The sequence below is a fragment of the Shewanella sp. SM32 genome, from assembly GCF_025654235.1.
Lineage (GTDB): Bacteria > Pseudomonadota > Gammaproteobacteria > Enterobacterales > Shewanellaceae > Shewanella > Shewanella oncorhynchi.
In genome coordinates this window covers 13,402-32,017 of the sequence record NZ_JAKKRO010000059.1, presented here as the reverse complement: position 1 = coordinate 32,017, position 18,616 = coordinate 13,402, and the positions used below count along the sequence as shown (strand labels likewise).

Genomic DNA, 18,616 nt, shown 5'->3' with positions numbered 1-18,616 from the left:
TTCGCACAATATTGAGTTGCATTATTTACCGCCTTACAGCCCGAACCTCAATCCGATAGAAAGACTGTGGAAGGTCATGAATGAGCACGCGAGGAACAGCGTGTACTTCAAAAATAAGCGAGATTTCAGGTCCGCACTGGATAAATTTTTCAAAGAAACATTACCCGATATTGGTGAAAGTTTAGCGTCGCGGATCAATGATAATTTTCAGCTCTTTACCCACGCATCTTCAGGTTGATTGGGTATATAATCGTTTTGACGATAGACTGGTCATTGACATCTGACTCTAAATCAACCACAAACGAGCGGTCAATCTTTAGCTGGCTTAGGGGGAGTCTTTTGAGATATCGAAGTGATGAGTATCCGGTACCAAAGTCATCCAGAGCAAAGTGCACACCTTTTTTTCTGAGGACGTTCATGGATGAAATCGTTTTATCCATATCATCGACCATCATCGTTTCTGTGAGCTCTAAACGTAGCTTGCCTCTTGGCAGGTGATACTTTTCGAGTAACTGACAAACCAGAGGTATGAACTGCGGATCATGAAACTGTCTGGCACTTACATTGACGGAAAGTGTCAGGTGTTGGGTTTCTGCTCTCTCCTGCCATAAACTCAACTGTTTACAGGCTGACTTGAGTACCCAGTTACCAAGGGGAACGATGAGCCCGGTTTTTTCTGCAAGAGAAATAAACCTATCAGGCCCAACCAAGCCTTTGTCAGTGTGTTGCCAGCGAACCAATGTTTCTGCCCCACACACGTGGTTTTTCTGGTTAACCTGAGGTTGATAGTGGAGAACAAATTCCTGCCCTTGAATCGCTTTTTGCAGGTCATCCTCCAACTGGGCGTGCTCCATGACTTCATTCTGCATTTGTGGGTCAAAGAAACAAACCGCGTTTTTTCCCGATTGTTTTGCCTTATACATAGCCATATCGGCCTGTTTTAAAAGTTCTGATTCGGTTTGCTTGCTATCAGAAAAGAGCGCAATACCAATGCTTACACCACTTTTATACTGGATATTTTGTAGCTGGCAGGTTTCAGCAAGTACGTCCGACAATTTTGTCGCCACAACTTCAGCCTGAGTGGCTGCATCCATAGAGTTGGCATCCAGACCGGGAAGAATGACAACGAATTCATCACCCGACAAACGGGCTAACGTATCACCATCGCGAATACACTGTCTGATGCGTAAGGCGACGTTCTTAAGAAGCGCGTCTCCATACTCATGCCCATGCTGGTCATTTATCTTTTTAAAATTATCAATATCTAAAAATAATAACGCATTGTTCTGGTTGCGGCGTTTGCAAGCCGCAATAGTCTGGTGCAGCCTGTCAAATAGTAGCCGTCGGTTTGGTAGCCCCGTTAATGAATCATAATATGCGAGCTCTGTGATTTGCTTTTCGCTGTCCTTACGCTGAGTGATATCCTGAACAAAGCCCGCTATCCTGTCGGGTGTTCCATCGTCATGATAGGTTACTCTACCACGGCACTCTATCCAGCGCTCTTTCCCATCGCTTGGCCGGATTATAGGATATTCAACATAATGCTCTTTTCCGGTCTGGAAACACTCCTGCATAGAGTTAAGGAAAGGGATATGGTAATCCTTATGCATGATGCTACAGAGCGAATCCGGGCTGGGGACAGAGCCTTCTGGCAGGCCAAACAGGTTAAATATCTCGGGAGACCAATCCGCCACTTCACTGTTGTAGCCGAGTGACCAGTAGCCAATCTGGGCATATTCCATCGCCTGTTGTAACCGAAGCTCGCTGTTTGAGAGTTTCGTCTGGGTGAGGTTCCCGTGTTTAATTTCACGCATCAGGCGTAATGCGCTGGCACTTAAGTTTTTATACGAAGCAATAATGATGTTTATAATGGCTTTTGTTGAGTCCCGCATTTGCTCGTCAGTCCACTGGCGAGCTTCCTCAACAGACATGCCAGACTCGACGGCATTTACAAGCAAAGCCATGTGCTTATCACTTTCCAGAATATGAGCCGCCAGCCAACTGGCTAAAAAAGACAGTAGCTCTTCCAGCCACTGCTCTGTTGGTATAATGTCTGACTTCAATTTGAACTCTTGTATGCGTTCAATAAAGCGACTATGGCTATCTCTGTGACTGACAGTTTCATGGACATCAGGCAATATCGCTAGCCAATGGTTTTCTTCACTCTGGAAATGGTAGGCAGCGTAATCAACCAGTTCATCAATAATGCTGCGTAAAGGAGGCTCTTCCTGCTGAAAAATAATATGGTTTGGAACTTGATTAAGCAGGAAAACCAACTGTTTGTGCTGCTGGTCAATTTCATCTATACCTGTGTTGAAACTGTCATTCCAAGGGAACATATCGATATGGTGCTGTCTGGTATGAAAATTTGTCATATCATCATGCCTCTTTTGCTAACACTTATAGGCTCATGATGGGTGATAACCTTCCCCGAAAGCCATTCTATTCCAGCTATCACTGCCTCATTTCTTTGTTTTCTCAGAGGTTGCCAACTTCTCACTACGTTTTTATTCCATTATTGTTTGTATTTCTATGATTAGTTTACCCTAATTATGAATGTAAAAAATCGCGTTAAGCCTTTATTTGAGGATAGACTGCAACAGGTGTCAACGCCAGTTTAAAATTGACCCACTTATCGGCGTTATCGCCGAAGTAAAATTGACCCACCCACGTAATTAACCTTTACCTTCAGATAGACTTTCTAGAGCCGCTGGTATGGTTCCAGCCGCCTTTTTTCCTTTTAATCGATAGCTCTCACCGCTGATTTGTACGATGTGTGAGTGATGAAGAAGCCTATCGAGCAGTGCTGCCGTCAGTGTTGTATCGTCGGCGAACGCATTTGACCATTGAGAGAACGGCAAGTTACTGGTCACGATAATACTGCCTTGCTCATAACGTTTGGCGATGACGTTAAAGAACAAGTTGGCCTCTTCTCTGCCGAACGGTAGATACCCGATTTCATCGACGATAAGCAGTCTGGGAGCAAGTACACTGCGCCTCAAGTAACTGTCTAGTTTACCTTGAGCTTTCGCAGTAGAGAGTTGAAGCATCAAGTCTGCTGCCGTGATGAACCGCGTTTTAAAACCTTTTTGGACAGCGAGTTGACCAAGACTCACTGCAAGGTGGCTCTTGCCGACGCCACTTGGCCCAAGTAATACCACGTTTTCCTTTCGCTCTATGAACGCTAGCCCTGTTAGTTCCTTGAGCTGTTTTCTCGGCGCACCCGTTGCGAACTTGAAGTCATAATCATCGAACGTTTTTTCCATTGGGAAGCTGGCGAACTTAGTTAGTGTGGCTCTTGTGCGTTCTGCTCTCACTTCCAGCTCTGCGCTCAGAAGTGACTCTAAGTAATCGGCTAGGCTCAGTTCACGGCTATTGGCGATTTCTGCCAGTCTCGGCCATTCCTGACCGATAGCTTGTAACTTCAGCGCGGCACAGGCAGCTTCAATGCGATTCATTTGAAGGTTCATACTCGCACCTCCAACAGCGCGTCATAGGTTGAGAGAGGGTGCTGGAAGCTTTCGAGTGGTATCACACTATCGCTGATTGTAGGTGATGCGGTTGGGCGTCTCGGCGATGGTAGCGACTGAAGTGCAAAGCGCTCTTCATCCAAGAGAACCTGAGGCTTTGCACCTGTCGTACCATGAGTTCGTTGATGAGCGACGGTTTCTAGCCATGCGCCGATATGTCCATTAAGAACATCGATGGTAATTTTAAGACCATGCTGCTTGAGTGTCGCCGCAAGCGGAGTGACGAAGCTATTCTTCAAGTAAGAGTTGAATCGCTCCACTTTTCCTTTGGTCTTTGCGCGATATGGACGACAAGCTCTTGGTTTAAAGTTGTATTTCTTGGCTGCGGAGAGCAGTGCAGGATTCCAGCGGTGCTTACCTTCACCGTATGCATCACGCTCTATCATGATGGCTTTCGCATTATCGAACAACACTTCTTTGGGGACGCCACCGAAGTATTCAAATGCTTCTTCAAGACCTTCTATCCAGTCTTCTTGGCGCTCTCGTTCACTAAAGCGAACGAACGTCGCTCTGCTATAACCCAGCGTTGCCACGAAGGCTTTAACACGTACACCGTAATGCGTGATAGTCGTGAAGTCGACTTGCATCTGCTCACCTGGCAATGTCTCGAATCGAACCACAGGATCGACTGGCGCACTAGGTTTGTACTGTTTGATGTGCTCTTTGAGCATCGTTATACCGCCCTCGTAACCGAGAGATTTCAACTCACGCAGTAAGACGGTTGCGGGTATCCAATAAGGCTTTGCGGCTTCAATCCGAGTACGCAAGTAGTCATGGTAAGGCTGTAGCTTGGTTGGTCGGGATATACGCTCGGGATACACAGGCGCTTTGTCTTTATTTCGAAGATAAGTGCGAACGGTATTCCTTGATATACCCATATCCTTTGCGATGCGGCGGATGCTTCGCCCTTGCTGATGTAAAACGTGTATTTCCACTAGTTGCTCCTGATTGATCATAATCCGCCGCTTTGTCCATGTTACGAACGGATAGTTTGACTCAGGTGGGTCAATTTTAAATCGGCGTTAGTGGGTCATTTTTACATCGGCGCTGACACAGGTTGACTTCTCTTTCGAGTAACCGATTTTTTTTACTGGTTTGTTCAGGTAATGATAATACCTGATAGTTACGGCGCTAGACCAAATAATTCTAGATTGAGAACAACGTTTGGCCTCTATTGTAAGTCCTTTTTGGCAATGGCTTTTTATTATATTCTTCTAACAGAATCGTCAGCGACAAAGCGAATTGCCTAGTTCTAGGTAAGAAAAAATGCTCCATTTTTATACAGACCGATTCTATCTTAGCTATCTGTATTATCAACCTTCATCGACCGTGAAAACTTCGAGCTATACCCAGTATTCTGGCGAAGAGGCCTTGCACAGCCCCATAACAGTTACACATTAGAAGAAAGTACGGTTTTTATAAGGGTTATTAGATTAAGGCTGTATGGGACAACCCCATTATGGGTGTTCAGGATTCTGCATACTTTGTCGAGAATCCTGAATAAAGTAAATCTGGTAACACAGTTCTCTGGTGCAAGGAATTGTCCATTTCCTGTCACGCCGACCATCGCCGACAACGGTGGTCTTTGACGTTTTAGGATGCCAGAAGTTATCCGAAGGGTAGAAATCAGCCCGTTACCGTAACTCGAAAATGTCCAAAAGTATGTTACGTAATCTTTTAAATCTACAGGTTCCGCTAATGCTAAAAAGGCGAGCTATGGTGATTTGCGAGACGACCGTCCGCCCCATGGACGGGGCGGTCGAGCATCCACGGATGGACTTGCTGCGAGTCGGTGAGCTAATACCATAGCGAAGCTATCTCAACAGCTATCAGCAGTCATTGCACAAAAAAATAGCGATAAACCCAGTGAGTTTATCGCTATTTTGTTGTCTTGTTATTTCAGTATTCTTAAAGCACTAAATCGCACTTGAATGCTGATAATCCAAATTCACTATGCCATTATAGGCCGCACCATTGCTGGTGCGGCAATGGATTACTTAACGATTTCCATCTCAGCTAATAAATTGTCGGCATGATCTAAATACTTCATTACCCACAGCATATAACGGCTGTCGACATGAATAGAACGGTTAATCTCGTTATCAAATGCCCAACCGCCGATAATGCTTTCATACACACCATCGAACAACAGGCCCACTAATTCAGCACGGCCGTTTAAGGTCGGTGAGCCAGAATTTCCGCCAGTAGTATCTAAAGTTGATAAAAAGTTTACTGGTACAGAATCTATTGATTTCATATAGAAATCACCATATTGCTTCTGCTTAATCAGCTCTAACTCTTTCTTCGGTGCATCGAATGGGTCAACACCCGTGTCCTTTTGCACTATGCCTTCAAGGCGAGTGAATGGCACGGCCACTAAACCGTCTTTTGGCGAATAGCCTTTCACATGGCCAACTGTGACACGCAGGCTAGAGTTAGCATCGGCATACACAGGCTTACCCTGCTCTAGGTTGTAAGCAATAATGGCATCCATATATTGCGGACGCACCTTCATTAGTTCACCCGCTAATTCTTTTTCTTTCTTTTCTTCGGCCATATCTGTGTCATACATAGCGACAGCGAATTGAATGAAAGGATCTTTAGAGGCTTTAAAATCGGCAACGGATTTATCCATCCACGCCAGACGAACGTCTTTCTTACCTAACTCAGTTTTGGCGTACATTTTATCTAAGGTTTTCGAAAGCTTAGCTTCACTAAACTTTTTATCGATACCAAAGGCTTTATCCAATGCGGGTAGGCGCTGATCTTCTGGCAGTGCGGCGTAGCGTTTTAGCATGTCGAGCAATACCGCTTTATCAACGCTTGGCGCATAACGACGGTCGATACGCTCCATGCTGGCTTTTAGACGTGTCATATCACGATCTTGGAAGCCCGGTTCACGCTGCATATCTGGCAGTTGTTTCTCGTTCGCGAGGCGATATAAGCTGCGCGCCGTCGGCAACATAGTCGTACTGCCTATGTAGCTTAAGATCATGTCACGCTCTTGATGCGTTTTGCCTTTGGCAATCAAGGCATCTAATTCCGCTAAGGTTTTACCGTATTTCGCTTCACGACTGCTGTCTTTGGCTATCCACGCCGCAAGCTTAGCTTCGAGGGCTTTACGGTCGGCCAACATGGTTGATTTACCGTAAAACTCGATCATAGAAGTGAAGTTTTTCGCGTAATTTGCAAGGCCAGCAATTTGACTCTCGTACTTAATACGCTCGTCGCTGCCCTCTGGCGCGGTTTCTTTAATGATTTCAATAAAGCGTTCACGCAGCATTTTGCCTTCGGGATAAGCCCACTCAAACTCATTTTGAACTTCAGTGGCTGTGCGATATCTGTTGGTGCGACCTGGGTAGCCTGCAACCATCACAAAATCACCTTCGCTCACACCTTTAGCCGATACTTTTAAGAAACTTTTTGGCTCATAAGGCACGTTGTCAGCACTAAACTCTGCGGGTTTACCCGCTTTAGAGACATAAGCACGGTAGAAAGAAAAATCGCCTGTGTGACGTGGCCACATCCAGTTGTCCAAATTCCCGCCGTACTTACCCACGCTCGCGGCGGGGTTATAAACTAAGCGAACATCACGGATTTCTAGTTGTTTTACTAGGTAATATTCGAGGCCACCGTGGAAGCTATAAACTTGACAACGGTAGCCATCTTCTTTTTCACATTCAGCGACTAACGCTTTTTCTTGGCTTTCAATGCCTTGATAGAAGGCGCTGCCCACTTTACCTTCAAGCCCATTTTTAACTCGCTCAGTGACATTAGTTACATCTTCAGTCACATAGACACGTGAGCCAGGGGTCGCAGGTAATTCATCGGCGAAGGTCTTAGCTAAAAAACCATCCTGCAGCAGATTTTTCTCAGGAGTGGAGTTGTATTGAATCGCTCCATAGGCACAGTGATGGTTAGTCACGACTAGGCCCTTTGGCGATACAAATGATGCAGTGCAACCGCCGAGGCTTATCACGGCATTCATAGGGAATTCGGTGAGTTTAGAAATCGATTTTGCATCAATTTCAAGGCCTTTTGCTTTTAGCTCATCAGCCATAGCAGGCAGTTGATAGGGCTGCCACATACCTTCGTCAGCCTGTGCGCCAAAACTAGCGGCCACGGCAACTGTGAGTAACCATTTTTTCATTGTGTTAAGTCCGTTTGATGTGAATGAAGCCACGCGCAAGCTGGGCCATTTTCTCGTTTTAATAGCGTTGTTTTAATTTTAAATAACTGTGCTAAAACCCAGCATCACTCGCTTTAAAACCTAAAAAGCAAAAAGTCAGGCCGGGGCCTGACTTTATCACATGCGACACTCTCTATAACAGACTCTGAAAAACTCGCTTACAAAGCAAATACATTTAATCAAAGTTACCCGGACGCTTTCGCTAAAAGGCCTCACCTATCGCAATGAATTAGATCCCAACAAATAGCTGAGCACCCACAATCACGGCACCTAACAAACCTGCAATGACTAACGCAACAGATCCGCCAGACACTTGATAACCCCCAAGCTGCGACTGACGTTGACGCAGTGCCATAACAATGGGCAAGAAGATAATCATCACGACCAATGGTACGGCAGCAAATCCCAGTACCGCCACAAAGCCTTCAGGCAAATACAAGGCACACAAGACAGGCGGAATAAAGGTGAGTAACCAAGTTTGAATACGACCGGCAAACGTTTCTTTGGCACGAGTTAATTCGGCGATAAAGTCATATAAACTTAAGGTCACACCGAGGAATGAGGTCACTAAAGCTAAGTCAGCGAATAATGAAATACATTTGCTGATCCAAGGCGTATGAGCAATATCCTGCAATGCCGTGACGAGTGAAGGTAGTGAACCTTCAAAACTATTCACCTCATATCCGCCGACAGTGCCTAAAGTCACCAATAACCACAGAACATAACAAGCAAGTGGGATCGTCGAGCCGATTAACAACACTTTACGCAGTGATACCGCATCGCCATCGAGATAACGCACTAAAGTGGCGATACAGACGTGGAAACCAAACGAAGTAAACACTACGGGAATTGCCGCCATCCAATTGCTGGTCATAGACTCGGCAATCGCGCCAGTTGCCATGCTAGCAATACTGACTTCGGGCAATAAAAATAATACCACCACCACGAGCAATAGAATCATTAACGAAAATAGGAAACGTGAAACTTTATCGACCCAAGCAACACCTAGCGCCGCAAAGCCACCGAGCACGAGTGTAAATAACAACACTGCGACTTGATTATCGAGCACGATATCGAACATGTTCTTCGCTTTAAGCACTAATAACGAAGAGCCGCCGGTGAGATAAGCCGCGGTCAAAGCAAATAATAAACTCAGGAAAGAAGCACCTTGAATTATTTGACCTTTTTTACCCAGTAACTTACCCGTAATAGCATGCACGTTATCCCCCACGCCAGTGCGTAAGTTAATTTCGAGCATAAGTAATGAGGTATAGGCGGACACGCCCCAAATAACGACGAGTAACACTAAAGCAGGGATAATACCTAAAGCCGCTGTGGCTAAAGGTAACGCTAACATACCTGCGCCAATGGCCGTCCCGGCAACGATGGCGATCGAGCCTAACATTTTTGAATTCACACAATAGTCCTGTTCAATAATTAATTATTATTTTATTTGAGTAAGATTTGAACCGATAAAGCCTTGCGTCTTAAATCGAAATAAGCGACACATCACTTAAAGCATCCAATCAGATCTCGACCTAGCAGATCAATTGGCCCCAATAGCTTTTGAATGTTTCAACCCAGTAGCCATTGAGGCTAACTAAATCGATTATTGAAAAATGGCATGACTTTCAATTGTGATAGCCCAAATTAATGTACCGATATAAGCATCGATTAAATAGATAGTTTGGGACATTAACAGAGCCAAACCCAGTGGGCAAGCCAGTTGTGAACAAAGAAGGGCAGCAAACGGTACGGTAACAACTTAATAGCGCTGTGATAAACGAAAATATACAAGCCAACAAAAGCGCTACCTTTGTTGAGAATACCTGTAATCTTGTATTAGGCTCGAATCAAAATAAAGCCGGTCTTTTTCCATCCGATGCAGACAAAAAGGGCTTAAACACACGGATATGTTTAAGCCCAATCACATCATGTTGAGAATTGATTAACTCAAAAAGTTAATTTACAGCTCAGTCCACGCCATAGCCCAAGAAGCGCCAACACCTGGTTCAAATCCAGTGGCAGAAGCCGACCACTGCACGCAATAGCCGCTATAAGGGAATGGCTTACATTGATACACTTTGCCATTTTTAGGCTGTAACACTGTAGTACCTGCAACGTAACCTTTCACGCCTGCTGGGAATACAAAATCAGCTTCTGGTGCAGGAGCTTGGTCCTTTAAGAAGAGATCAAAGTTCTGCTGAATAACATCACCTTGTTTAGGCTCAGCTTTTACCTGCAAATGATAATGCCCAGCTTTAGGCTCAACGACGTCTAACACTAAGCTAGCACTGGTATTGTTAACAGTTTGGCTCACAAAACCTGCCGCTGTGCCATCATGGCTAAACAAATACGCTGACACTAGCATCTCGGCGTTACTGGTCACATCAAAGCTGACCTTCGCCGCACCATCGATAATTTGATAATCATCGGCAAGTGAAGTGACTTCTAAGCTGTTGCCCGGAGCAGGAGCTAAATCAAATCCTACTTCGACACGCTCAATACCTGAGTTTTTCGCTGTAAAAATGTCGTTTTTGCCATACACAGGCTCAATCACACCCGATGCATTTTTTTGTCCCGCTTTTAACTGGGACTGCTGGGCATTAATCGCGCTTGCTAATAGGAAAGGCCAATTTTGTTTATCACCTTGAGTCGCATCGCTAATGGTAATGACTGTTTGCTTAGCCGCTTGCTCACCATTGGCGTCAAACACCCGGGTCATCACTTTATCGCCTGCTTTTAGATCGAGTGACGGATTGATATCCCCCACATCTTGCCATTCACTCGGCACAACAGGACCCGAGCCCAAGTTCACATCGATAGCATTGTAGAAACTATTCGTCGTATCTCCCACTTCCCACACGGCCAAGATCACTTGATAACCACTGCGACCTTCTGGCACGTAGCAGTCATGGGTCACTAACTTAGGCGGCTGCTCCATACCACCATCAACTACGCAAAAGGGGGCTAAGTCAAAGCTCGCTCGGCTCAAAGCTTGGTTTGGGTTCCAATCTTGGCGAGTTAAATAGTAACGCCAATTACGGGTGACATGGTTTGCTGTGAACTGCCAACTGAACTTATTCCAGCCCGCTTTAATATCCGTCTTTGCCCAACGGCTCGGACTTTGTTCATCCAAAGGTGAAAAAGCACCATTGCCAGCACTCGCCAGTTTGCCATCAGCAGGACCTGATTCAGGAAAACCCGATGGCCCCTCAACACTTTGCGGCTCCCATTGCACCGCGCCACAATTGGCATTTTTACCTGCTTTACAGGCATATGAACGCGATTCTGGTGCCACAACATAACCGTGCGCCTGCGCAGAGATACTCACAAACGCATTCGTCGCCATTACTGCCGCGGCCAATAAACTCAATTTAGAAATAGGGGAAAAAACAGTAGAATTTGCCACTTTAATGCACTCCATTGATTGCCTATCATCCTAAACATAATGATAGGCTTAGATATAAAAGTGGTATTTGGGCAAACAACAGCATTAAACAGCAGTCGTTTATCTTTCACAGAAATCGAATTCTGCGGCAACTCCGCTATCTTAGTTCACTAAAAAATCCATTTACAACCTTAGACCGGAAGCTTTGCGTCCTAACTTTTCAATTAGTTTGCCAAATACAGTCGTTATCATTGAGTCACTACGAGTTAACAGTATGTAACCAAGTAGAAATGACTTGGCTAAATTAGCAACAAAAGACAACGTTGTCAAAAAATAATTCATTTATATTCATTAAGTTACAGAATGTGGATCGGTATTTTTCTGACACCCGTCAAACATTTATCAGCACCTACTGTTATAAACTCGTGCTTGAAACTAAATCTTACCTAGGTATAATGCCCACCTCGCTTCGGGGGAGTAGCTAACTGGATTTCGAGCCATCGTCATCTAGGGTGAACATCAACATACTTGGCAACATGCCATGGTGTTCACAGCAAATCATAGATTTGCCCAGCAAGACCTGAGCACAATGACCGCACCTAGGGGTGGACGGTTTATTGTGCTTATGTCATAACCACCCCTAAAGGATCACACTTGGAAGCCCTACTTGCCTCAACCTTTACGGTTGCTATCGCCGAAATTGGTGATAAAACTCAATTACTTGCACTAATCCTCGCCGCAAGATTTAAAAATAAAACCGCCATTATTTTAGGTATTTTGCTGTCGACATTATTTAACCATTTTGCCGCAGCTTGGATTGGTCAATGGGCCATTAACTGGGTAAGCCCAGATCTTGCACGTTATTTAGTGGCTGCGTCATTCTTTGCGATCGCTCTTTGGGTGTTAATCCCCGATAAAGTCGATGCAGAAGAGAGCCGTTTCTATAAAATGGGCCCCTTTCTCGCCACCTTTATTCTGTTTTTTATCGCCGAAATGGGGGATAAAACGCAAATCGCAACTGTGGTATTAGCCGCAAAATACGATTCATTAACTATGGTGGTTGCTGGCACAACCTTAGGCATGCTGCTTGCTAACGTACCCGTAGTGATCGCAGGCCACTTCAGCGCTGAAAAATTGCCTATGTTGTGGATACACCGTGGCTGCGCCGTATTGTTCGCACTACTGGGTGTCGCGACCCTGTTCTTCTAAGAATCGAGGCAGGGGTTTTGCTGCAGAATAAAATTTCTTCACGCAATATTTTATTCTTTTAAACCTAACCGTTTTGCAAGTCGGTGCAAATTACCTGTATCGATTTGCAATATTCTTGCACACGCAGCCCAATTTTGTTGATTCGCGGCTAAAACTTGGCGAATAAGTTGACGCTGATATCTCTCAGTCGCAGCCTTAAGCCCCAGCATAACACTGGAATGATCTTGCGATTGTCCCTCACGACAGGCCGACTCAGACCTAAATGCTAATTCACTGACTGGCGTTGCGGCATCTGATAGCCTATCTTCGTCGACTGTTTTGTGTGCTTGATTCATCAAAGAATCGAGCTGAAAATGTTTATTACTTAAGCTGATGTAAGCCGTTTTTAGCTCGGCTTTCGCCAACACCGCAGCCCTGTGTATCGCATGCTCTAGCTCACGCACATTACCCGGCCACGTGTATTGCTCTAATAACTGCTGCGCTGCGGGTGTGATATTGATATGGGTGAGTCCTAACTTCGCTTTACAACGTTCAAGAAAAAAACCTGTCAGCATAACAATATCTTGCCCACGCTCTCTTAATGGTGCTACGTGGATAGGAAATACGCTCAACCTATGGTAAAGATCGAAACGAAAGCGCCCTTCCGTTGCCTCTTGGTGCAAAATTCGATTAGTGGCGGCAATAATCCGAGTATTAACTTTTAGGCTCTTATCACTGCCCACTCGCTGTAATTCACCGTATTGTAAAACCCTCAATAACTTAGCTTGCAGCCCCAAGGGAAGCTCCCCGATTTCATCTAAAAACAAGGTCCCCTTGTCAGCGAGTTCAAACTTGCCTTGCCTATGACTGATTGCCCCCGTAAATGCCCCTTTTACATGTCCAAATAACTCGCTTTCGGCGACGGACTCCGGCAATGCAGCGCAGTTCAAATAGATAAGTGATTTATCGGCTCTGGTCGATTGATTATGTATCGCCGCGGCCACTAACTCCTTACCCACGCCAGTTTCGCCGGTAATTAATACCGATAAATCAGTGCCTGCCACGGCACTTATCTGCTGCTTTAGCGATTGGATCTGTGTGGATTGCCCTATGATCTCCTGCTGACTAGCAGGACGATTGAGCACCTCAGTGCCATTGGAAACTTCAACAACTTGGGATTCTAGCTGTTGCATCAATAACGCAGTATTAAGACTGGCTGCGGCCAGTGCGCTGATCACACGCAACTCACTATCACTAAAACCATCAAACTGATGAGGGTTAAAACCATCAATGGTGAGCGCCCCAATTAAGCGATCGTTCGCGATTAGTGGTAAACCAATGCAAGCATGTACATGTAAGTTCGCACTATGATGTGAAATTAAACCATCATACGGATCGGGAAGTTCACTGTCGGCTGGGAAACGAACCACATCGCCAGCACGGGCGATAGCCTCTAATCTCGGATGTTCACTAATTTGAAAGCGCCGCCCTAACACTTCGGCAAAGAGCCCATCTATCGCCAAGGGGACAAATTGCTGCTCCCGAAATGCCAATAATGCCGCAGCATCACAATTGACACGCCGCCTGACCACTGCCAACAAACGCTCAAATCTGTCTTGCGTCGACACGCCGACAGTTAAATCTAAGGCTAACTGAGTTAAATCAGCATGGGTACTCATAGCACATCCACAGTCAAATAAAGTCATATTGACAACAGTGTAATGTCAATTTGAACAATATCAAATTGTCATTATGACACCAGCAAGTAATTTTAAATGTTGAAATACGTTAATATAAATAAAAATCAACACCTTAGAATGTTGGCATAGTGAGTGCAATAAGAGATTTAACTAAATAAGCAAGATTTACGTAGCGCATTCATTATTAATTATCACAGGTGTATTTATGACTATTCATGTAAAAAACAATATCCACTGGGTGGGTCAACGCGATTGGGAAGTGCAAGATTTTCATGGTACTGAGTACAAAATAACTAAAGGCACAAGCTACAATAGCTACCTTATCCGTGAAGAAAAAACCGTGTTAATTGATACAGTTGATCATCGTTTTAGCCAGCAATTCTTACAAAATCTTGAAGCTGAAATTAATTTAACCGACATAGACTATATTGTGATGAACCATGCAGAGGAAGACCACTCAGGCGCCCTGACTGCATTAATGGCCAAAATTCCTAACACTCCAATTTACTGCAGTGAAAATGCGGTCGACTCCATTGTAGGACATCACCACCACCCAGAATGGAATTTCATTACCGTAAAGACAGGGGATAGTTTAGCGATAGGCAATGGTAAGCAACTGATATTTATCGAAGCACCTATGTTACATTGGCCAGATAGCATGATGACATACCTCACCGAAGATGCGGTTTTATTCAGTAACGATGCCTTTGGCCAACACTATTGCGACGAACATTTATTCAATGATGAGGTTGATCAAAATGAATTAATGGAGCAATGCCTACGATACTACTCAAACATTTTAACACCCTTTAGCAGCCTAGTGACGGCTAAAATTCACGAAGTATTAAGCTTTAATTTACCTGTAGATATGATCGCAACTTCACACGGCATTGTGTGGCGTGATAATCCAGCCCAAATTATTCACCAATATTTAGCTTGGGCCGACGCTTATCAAGAAGACCGTATCACGATTTTCTACGACTCTATGTCCAATAATACTCGCATGATGGCCGACGGTATTGCTCAAGGTATCCATGATGTTGACCCCAATGTAGCGGTAAAAGTGTATAACGTCGCACGTCATGATAAAAACGAAATCCTTGCACAGGCATTTAGGTCAAAAGGTATTTTAGTCGGCTCATCCACCATGAATAATGTGATGATGCCTAAAATTGCCGCCATGCTTGAAGAAATTACGGGCCTGCGTTTTCGCAATAAAAAGGCGGCAGCTTTTGGTAGTTATGGCTGGAATGGCGGCGCAGTCGATAGAATTCACACTCGTTTGATGGATGCTGGTTTTGAAACCTCGGTGGGATTAAAAGTCAAATGGCGTCCCGATCGTGATGCGATGCAAGAATGCCGTCAGCACGGCCAGCGAATCGCGCGAGAATGGGCATTGCGGCCCCTCGATAGCGCTAATAGTCGCTCTATCATTAATCAAGTCATGTCAAAACCTAGCCAAGCCACCACAGCCAGTCAAATAGCTGAAAATACTGCTACTAATAACGTCCCTATGACGGCACCGATTGCAACAAAAGCGTGCGAATTAAATGATACACAATCAATGATTTGCACCGTTTGCCAATGGGTTTATGACCCTAAAAAAGGAGAACCTAATCAAGATGTCATTGCTGGCACACCTTGGACTCAAGTGGCCGAAGACTTCCTCTGTCCCGAATGTGGCCTAGGTAAAAGCGTTTTCGCTGTCATAAAAAATGAGGTGACTAATGCCTAAGCCAATCGTCATTATCGGCAGTGGATTCGCGGCATATCAGCTAGTCAAAACACTGCGACGTTTAAACCGCGAACAACCGATTACAGTTATCACAGCCGACTCTGGTGACGAATACCATAAACCAGATTTAAGCCATGTGTTTAGCCTTAAAAAAATGGCGTCAGACCTAATAAAATTGACCGCGACTGAATTTGCACATGAGCAACAAATTGATGTGATAAATCACTGTGAAGTCATAAAAATAGATAAAGTTCGTCAGGTAGTCTGTTGCCATCAAGGACGCGAAATTGCGTACAAAAAATTAGTGCTTGCCACGGGTGCACAACCCTTTATTCCGCCTATAGAGGGGGATGGCGTCGATATCATCCACACAGTTAACAGCTTAATGGAGTATCAGGCCTGCGAAGCAGACATCCATGGCGCGAGGAGAGTACTGGTTATCGGTGCTGGTTTGGTCGGAGTTGAACTGGCAATGGACTTAGCAACTGCAGGTAAGCAAGTGTTTTTGGTCGATCCACAAGCGAGCTTAATGCCGAATATGCTACCCGAAATGTTAAACCACAAACTGACCGCTGTACTAACGCAGCATAACGTCACAGTGCAATTGCAAACCCGAGTCAGCCAACTGCAACACCAAGATGGCAGTATCTCTGTGTGCCTAGATAATGACCAGCGGTTTATTTGTGATGCAGTTATCTGTGCAGCCGGACTGATCCCTAACAGTCAACTTGCCCAGCATGCGGGGCTAGAGGTCAATAAAGGTATCGTCGTTAACGAATGCTTACAAACCAACGATGCCCATATTTATGCGCTAGGTGATTGCGCCCAAATCAACGGCCAAAATAGGGCCTATTTGCAACCTGCGTTACTGAGCGCCAATGCGCTGGCGAACACATTACTGAACCAACCGACAGCAGTGAATTTTCCCGCCATGCTCATTAAAGTGAAAACGCCACTGTTACCTATGCAGCTCAGCGGTATAACAGTGAATGGCGTCCATCGCTGGCAAGTCGATATTGATGCTCAAGGAAGCTGTATTAAAGCATTCGACGTGGATGAAACATTTATAGGATTTATCGTAACCGAGGATAAAATGCAGCAAGCATTTGGATTGTTAAAGCAGCTAAATAGCCCTAACGCGGCACTCATCGCGGCCTAAGAGCACATTAACGAGAATGTTAATATTGTTGTCGCTGATAATAAAAACTGAGTAGAGGCTTTCTACTCAGTTTTATCGTTTCTACTATTATTCAAACATTCGCAACAGCAATAGTTTAAAGACCTAATGCCAGTTTAATACGTTGTCCGTAATCCGCATCGGCTTGAGTAAAATGCGCCACCATACGTTGCTGCACATCTAAACTCGCTTGACTTAATGAACCCGAAATTGTTGCCACTAGGCGCGCTTTCTCAGCTTCAGAGAAGATGCGATACAAATTACCCGCTTGGGTATAATCGTCTTGGTTATAACGACTGTAACGCGCCGCTTCACCTTCTAAACGCAATGGTGGTTCGCTAAAGTTTACTGGCTCAACCAAGGCATCAGCAGTGCTGTTCGGGCCATAGTTTGCCGAAGCGTCGCCACCCGTTTGACTGCCATGATAAGGACATTGTGTACCCGCCATCGCACCTGCACGTTGATGGTGATTTGCCTTAGCGGCATGCGGACAATTCACTGGCAATTGGTTGTAGTTAGCACCAATGCGGTAACGCTGCGCATCGGCGTAGGCAAATAAACGCGCTTGTAACATCTTGTCTGGTGAAGCCCCGACGCCTGGGACCAAATTACTAGGTGCCAATGCCACTTGCTCAACTTCAGCAAAGTAGTTTTGTGGCAGACGATTCAGCTCTAATACACCAATCTCAAGTAATGGATAGTCGCTATGCGGCCAAACCTTAGTTAAATCAAATGGATTGATATGGTAAGTATTGGCATCCGCCTCAGGCATAATCTGCACATTAACCGTCCAACGCGGGAAGTTACCATCAGTAATAGCAACCACCATATCGCGCTGCGATGAATCGGGATCAATCCCTTTTAATTTATCAGCCTGTTCATTGGTTAAGTTGACCACGCCTTGCTGCGATTTAAAGTGGAACTTTACCCAGAAACGCTCGCCCTTGGCATTCCACAGCGAGAAAGTGTGTGAACCATAACCGTGCATTTGACGGTAGTTCGCCGGAATACCACGATCCGACATCAAAATGGTCACTTGATGCATAGCTTCAGGATTCAATGACCAAAAGTCCCACATAGCCTGCGGATCTTTTAAGTTTGTCTTAGGATTACGCTTTTGCGTATGAATAAAGTCTGGAAACTTAATCCCATCTCGCAAGAAAAAGGTCGGCGTATTGTTACCCACGATATCGTGATTACCACGGGCAGTATAAAAACGTAAACCAAAGCCACGTGGATCGCGCTCTGCGTCGGCAGAACCCATTTCTCCACCTACGGTTGAGAAACGAATAAAGGTTTCGGTTTGCTTACCAACACCATTGAAATGGTCAGCAATGGTGTAATCGCTTAAATCTTTAGTCAGCGTAAATGTGCCGTAAACCCCAGTACCTTTAGCATGCACGATACGCTCAGGAATACGCTCACGGTTGAAATGGGCTAACTTTTCAATTAAATGCCAATCTTGTAATAGCAGAGGACCACGTTCACCCGCCGACAGTGAGTTTTGATCGTCGGCCACTGGGGCGCCATTTTGGCTCGTTAAGTACTGACTTGTTTGATGTTGTTGACTCATGCCCTGCTCCTTAGTCTTGATTACTGGTTAACCAGGTTTCAATTAAATCGTAAATGGTGGCCATGGTTTATCTCCTTGGCTGGCGACGTGTTGTCGATAGAGCAAGAATAGAGAATTACCACTTGAGAATAAA

General features: G+C 45.0%; 12 protein-coding genes and 1 riboswitch. Of the genes, 4 read left to right on the top strand and 8 right to left on the bottom strand.

Going from position 1 to position 18,616, the window contains the following annotated elements:
* Positions 1-238, top strand: a 238-nt coding sequence (locus tag L5M10_RS18970) for a transposase (protein WP_263179589.1), incomplete at its 5' end; no start/stop codon positions are given.
* Here L5M10_RS18970 and L5M10_RS18965 read toward each other — a convergent pair.
* The 6 genes from L5M10_RS18965 to gbpA all read right to left on the bottom strand — a co-directional run bounded on the left by L5M10_RS18965 (position 216) and on the right by gbpA (position 11,131).
* Positions 216-2,375 carry a bacteriohemerythrin gene (locus tag L5M10_RS18965; protein ID WP_263255743.1) on the bottom strand — a complete coding sequence of 720 codons (2,160 nt, stop codon included), beginning with the start codon at positions 2,373-2,375 and terminating at the stop codon, positions 216-218. The genes L5M10_RS18970 and L5M10_RS18965 overlap by 23 nt on opposite strands.
* Positions 2,376-2,675: 300 nt before the next feature.
* Entirely contained in the window at positions 2,676-3,470 is a 795-nt protein-coding gene (gene istB, locus L5M10_RS18960; protein ID WP_103201374.1) for an IS21-like element helper ATPase IstB, read from the bottom strand.
* Entirely contained in the window at positions 3,467-4,486 is a 1,020-nt protein-coding gene (istA, locus tag L5M10_RS18955; RefSeq protein WP_103201373.1) for an IS21 family transposase, read from the bottom strand. Before istA ends, istB begins: the two co-directional genes overlap by 4 nt.
* A 1,037-nt stretch (positions 4,487-5,523) precedes the next feature.
* On the bottom strand, positions 5,524-7,680 hold the full coding sequence (locus tag L5M10_RS18950) for a S46 family peptidase (protein WP_263255742.1): 2,157 nt from the start codon (positions 7,678-7,680) through the stop codon (positions 5,524-5,526).
* Positions 7,681-7,948: 268 nt separating this feature from the next.
* Positions 7,949-9,124, bottom strand: a complete 1,176-nt coding sequence (locus L5M10_RS18945; protein WP_173248682.1) for an aromatic amino acid transport family protein — start codon at positions 9,122-9,124, stop codon at positions 7,949-7,951.
* 561 nt (positions 9,125-9,685) lie between these two features.
* Positions 9,686-11,131: an N-acetylglucosamine-binding protein GbpA gene (gbpA, locus tag L5M10_RS18940; protein WP_263255741.1), complete on the bottom strand. Its 1,446-nt coding sequence runs from the start codon at positions 11,129-11,131 to the stop codon at positions 9,686-9,688.
* Positions 11,132-11,254: 123 nt separating this feature from the next.
* Positions 11,255-11,354, bottom strand: a riboswitch (cyclic di-GMP riboswitch).
* 410 nt (positions 11,355-11,764) lie between these two features.
* Between gbpA and L5M10_RS18935 the strand changes: the two genes are divergently transcribed.
* Positions 11,765-12,319 carry a TMEM165/GDT1 family protein gene (locus L5M10_RS18935; protein ID WP_131524629.1) on the top strand — a complete coding sequence of 185 codons (555 nt, stop codon included), beginning with the start codon at positions 11,765-11,767 and terminating at the stop codon, positions 12,317-12,319.
* 50 nt (positions 12,320-12,369) lie between these two features.
* Here the strand turns inward: L5M10_RS18935 and norR are convergent, their stop codons facing one another.
* Positions 12,370-13,977: a nitric oxide reductase transcriptional regulator NorR gene (norR, locus tag L5M10_RS18930; protein ID WP_263255740.1), complete on the bottom strand. Its 1,608-nt coding sequence runs from the start codon at positions 13,975-13,977 to the stop codon at positions 12,370-12,372.
* 226 nt (positions 13,978-14,203) lie between these two features.
* Here norR and norV point away from each other — a divergent pair, with 226 nt between their 5' ends.
* Both norV and norW read left to right on the top strand, forming a co-directional pair.
* The gene (gene norV / locus L5M10_RS18925) at positions 14,204-15,733 is read left to right on the top strand and encodes an anaerobic nitric oxide reductase flavorubredoxin (protein ID WP_263255739.1); all 1,530 of its coding nucleotides are present in this window, start codon (positions 14,204-14,206) and stop codon (positions 15,731-15,733) included.
* Entirely contained in the window at positions 15,726-16,892 is a 1,167-nt protein-coding gene (gene norW / locus L5M10_RS18920; RefSeq protein ID WP_263255738.1) for an NADH:flavorubredoxin reductase NorW, read from the top strand. The genes norV and norW overlap by 8 nt, the downstream gene beginning before the upstream one ends.
* Before the next feature lie 115 nt (positions 16,893-17,007).
* Here norW and katB read toward each other — a convergent pair whose 3' ends face one another.
* Positions 17,008-18,483, bottom strand: a complete 1,476-nt coding sequence (katB, locus tag L5M10_RS18915) for a catalase KatB (protein WP_173246491.1) — start codon at positions 18,481-18,483, stop codon at positions 17,008-17,010.
* Positions 18,484-18,616 lie beyond the last annotated feature (133 nt).

Bases quoted from the DNA above. Each gene is read 5' to 3' on its own strand.
- L5M10_RS18965 (WP_263255743.1), bottom strand. From the start codon at position 2,375: ATGACAAATTTTCATACCAGACAGCACCATATCGATATGTTCCCTTGG.
- istB (WP_103201374.1), bottom strand. From the start codon at position 3,470: ATGAACCTTCAAATGAATCGCATTGAAGCTGCCTGTGCCGCGCTGAAG.
- istA (WP_103201373.1), bottom strand. From the start codon at position 4,486: ATGATCAATCAGGAGCAACTAGTGGAAATACACGTTTTACATCAGCAA.
- L5M10_RS18950 (WP_263255742.1), bottom strand. From the start codon at position 7,680: ATGAAAAAATGGTTACTCACAGTTGCCGTGGCCGCTAGTTTTGGCGCA.
- L5M10_RS18945 (WP_173248682.1), bottom strand. From the start codon at position 9,124: ATGTTAGGCTCGATCGCCATCGTTGCCGGGACGGCCATTGGCGCAGGT.
- norR (WP_263255740.1), bottom strand. From the start codon at position 13,977: ATGAGTACCCATGCTGATTTAACTCAGTTAGCCTTAGATTTAACTGTC.
- norV (WP_263255739.1), top strand. From the start codon at position 14,204: ATGACTATTCATGTAAAAAACAATATCCACTGGGTGGGTCAACGCGAT.
- norW (WP_263255738.1), top strand. From the start codon at position 15,726: ATGCCTAAGCCAATCGTCATTATCGGCAGTGGATTCGCGGCATATCAG.
- katB (WP_173246491.1), bottom strand. From the start codon at position 18,483: ATGAGTCAACAACATCAAACAAGTCAGTACTTAACGAGCCAAAATGGC.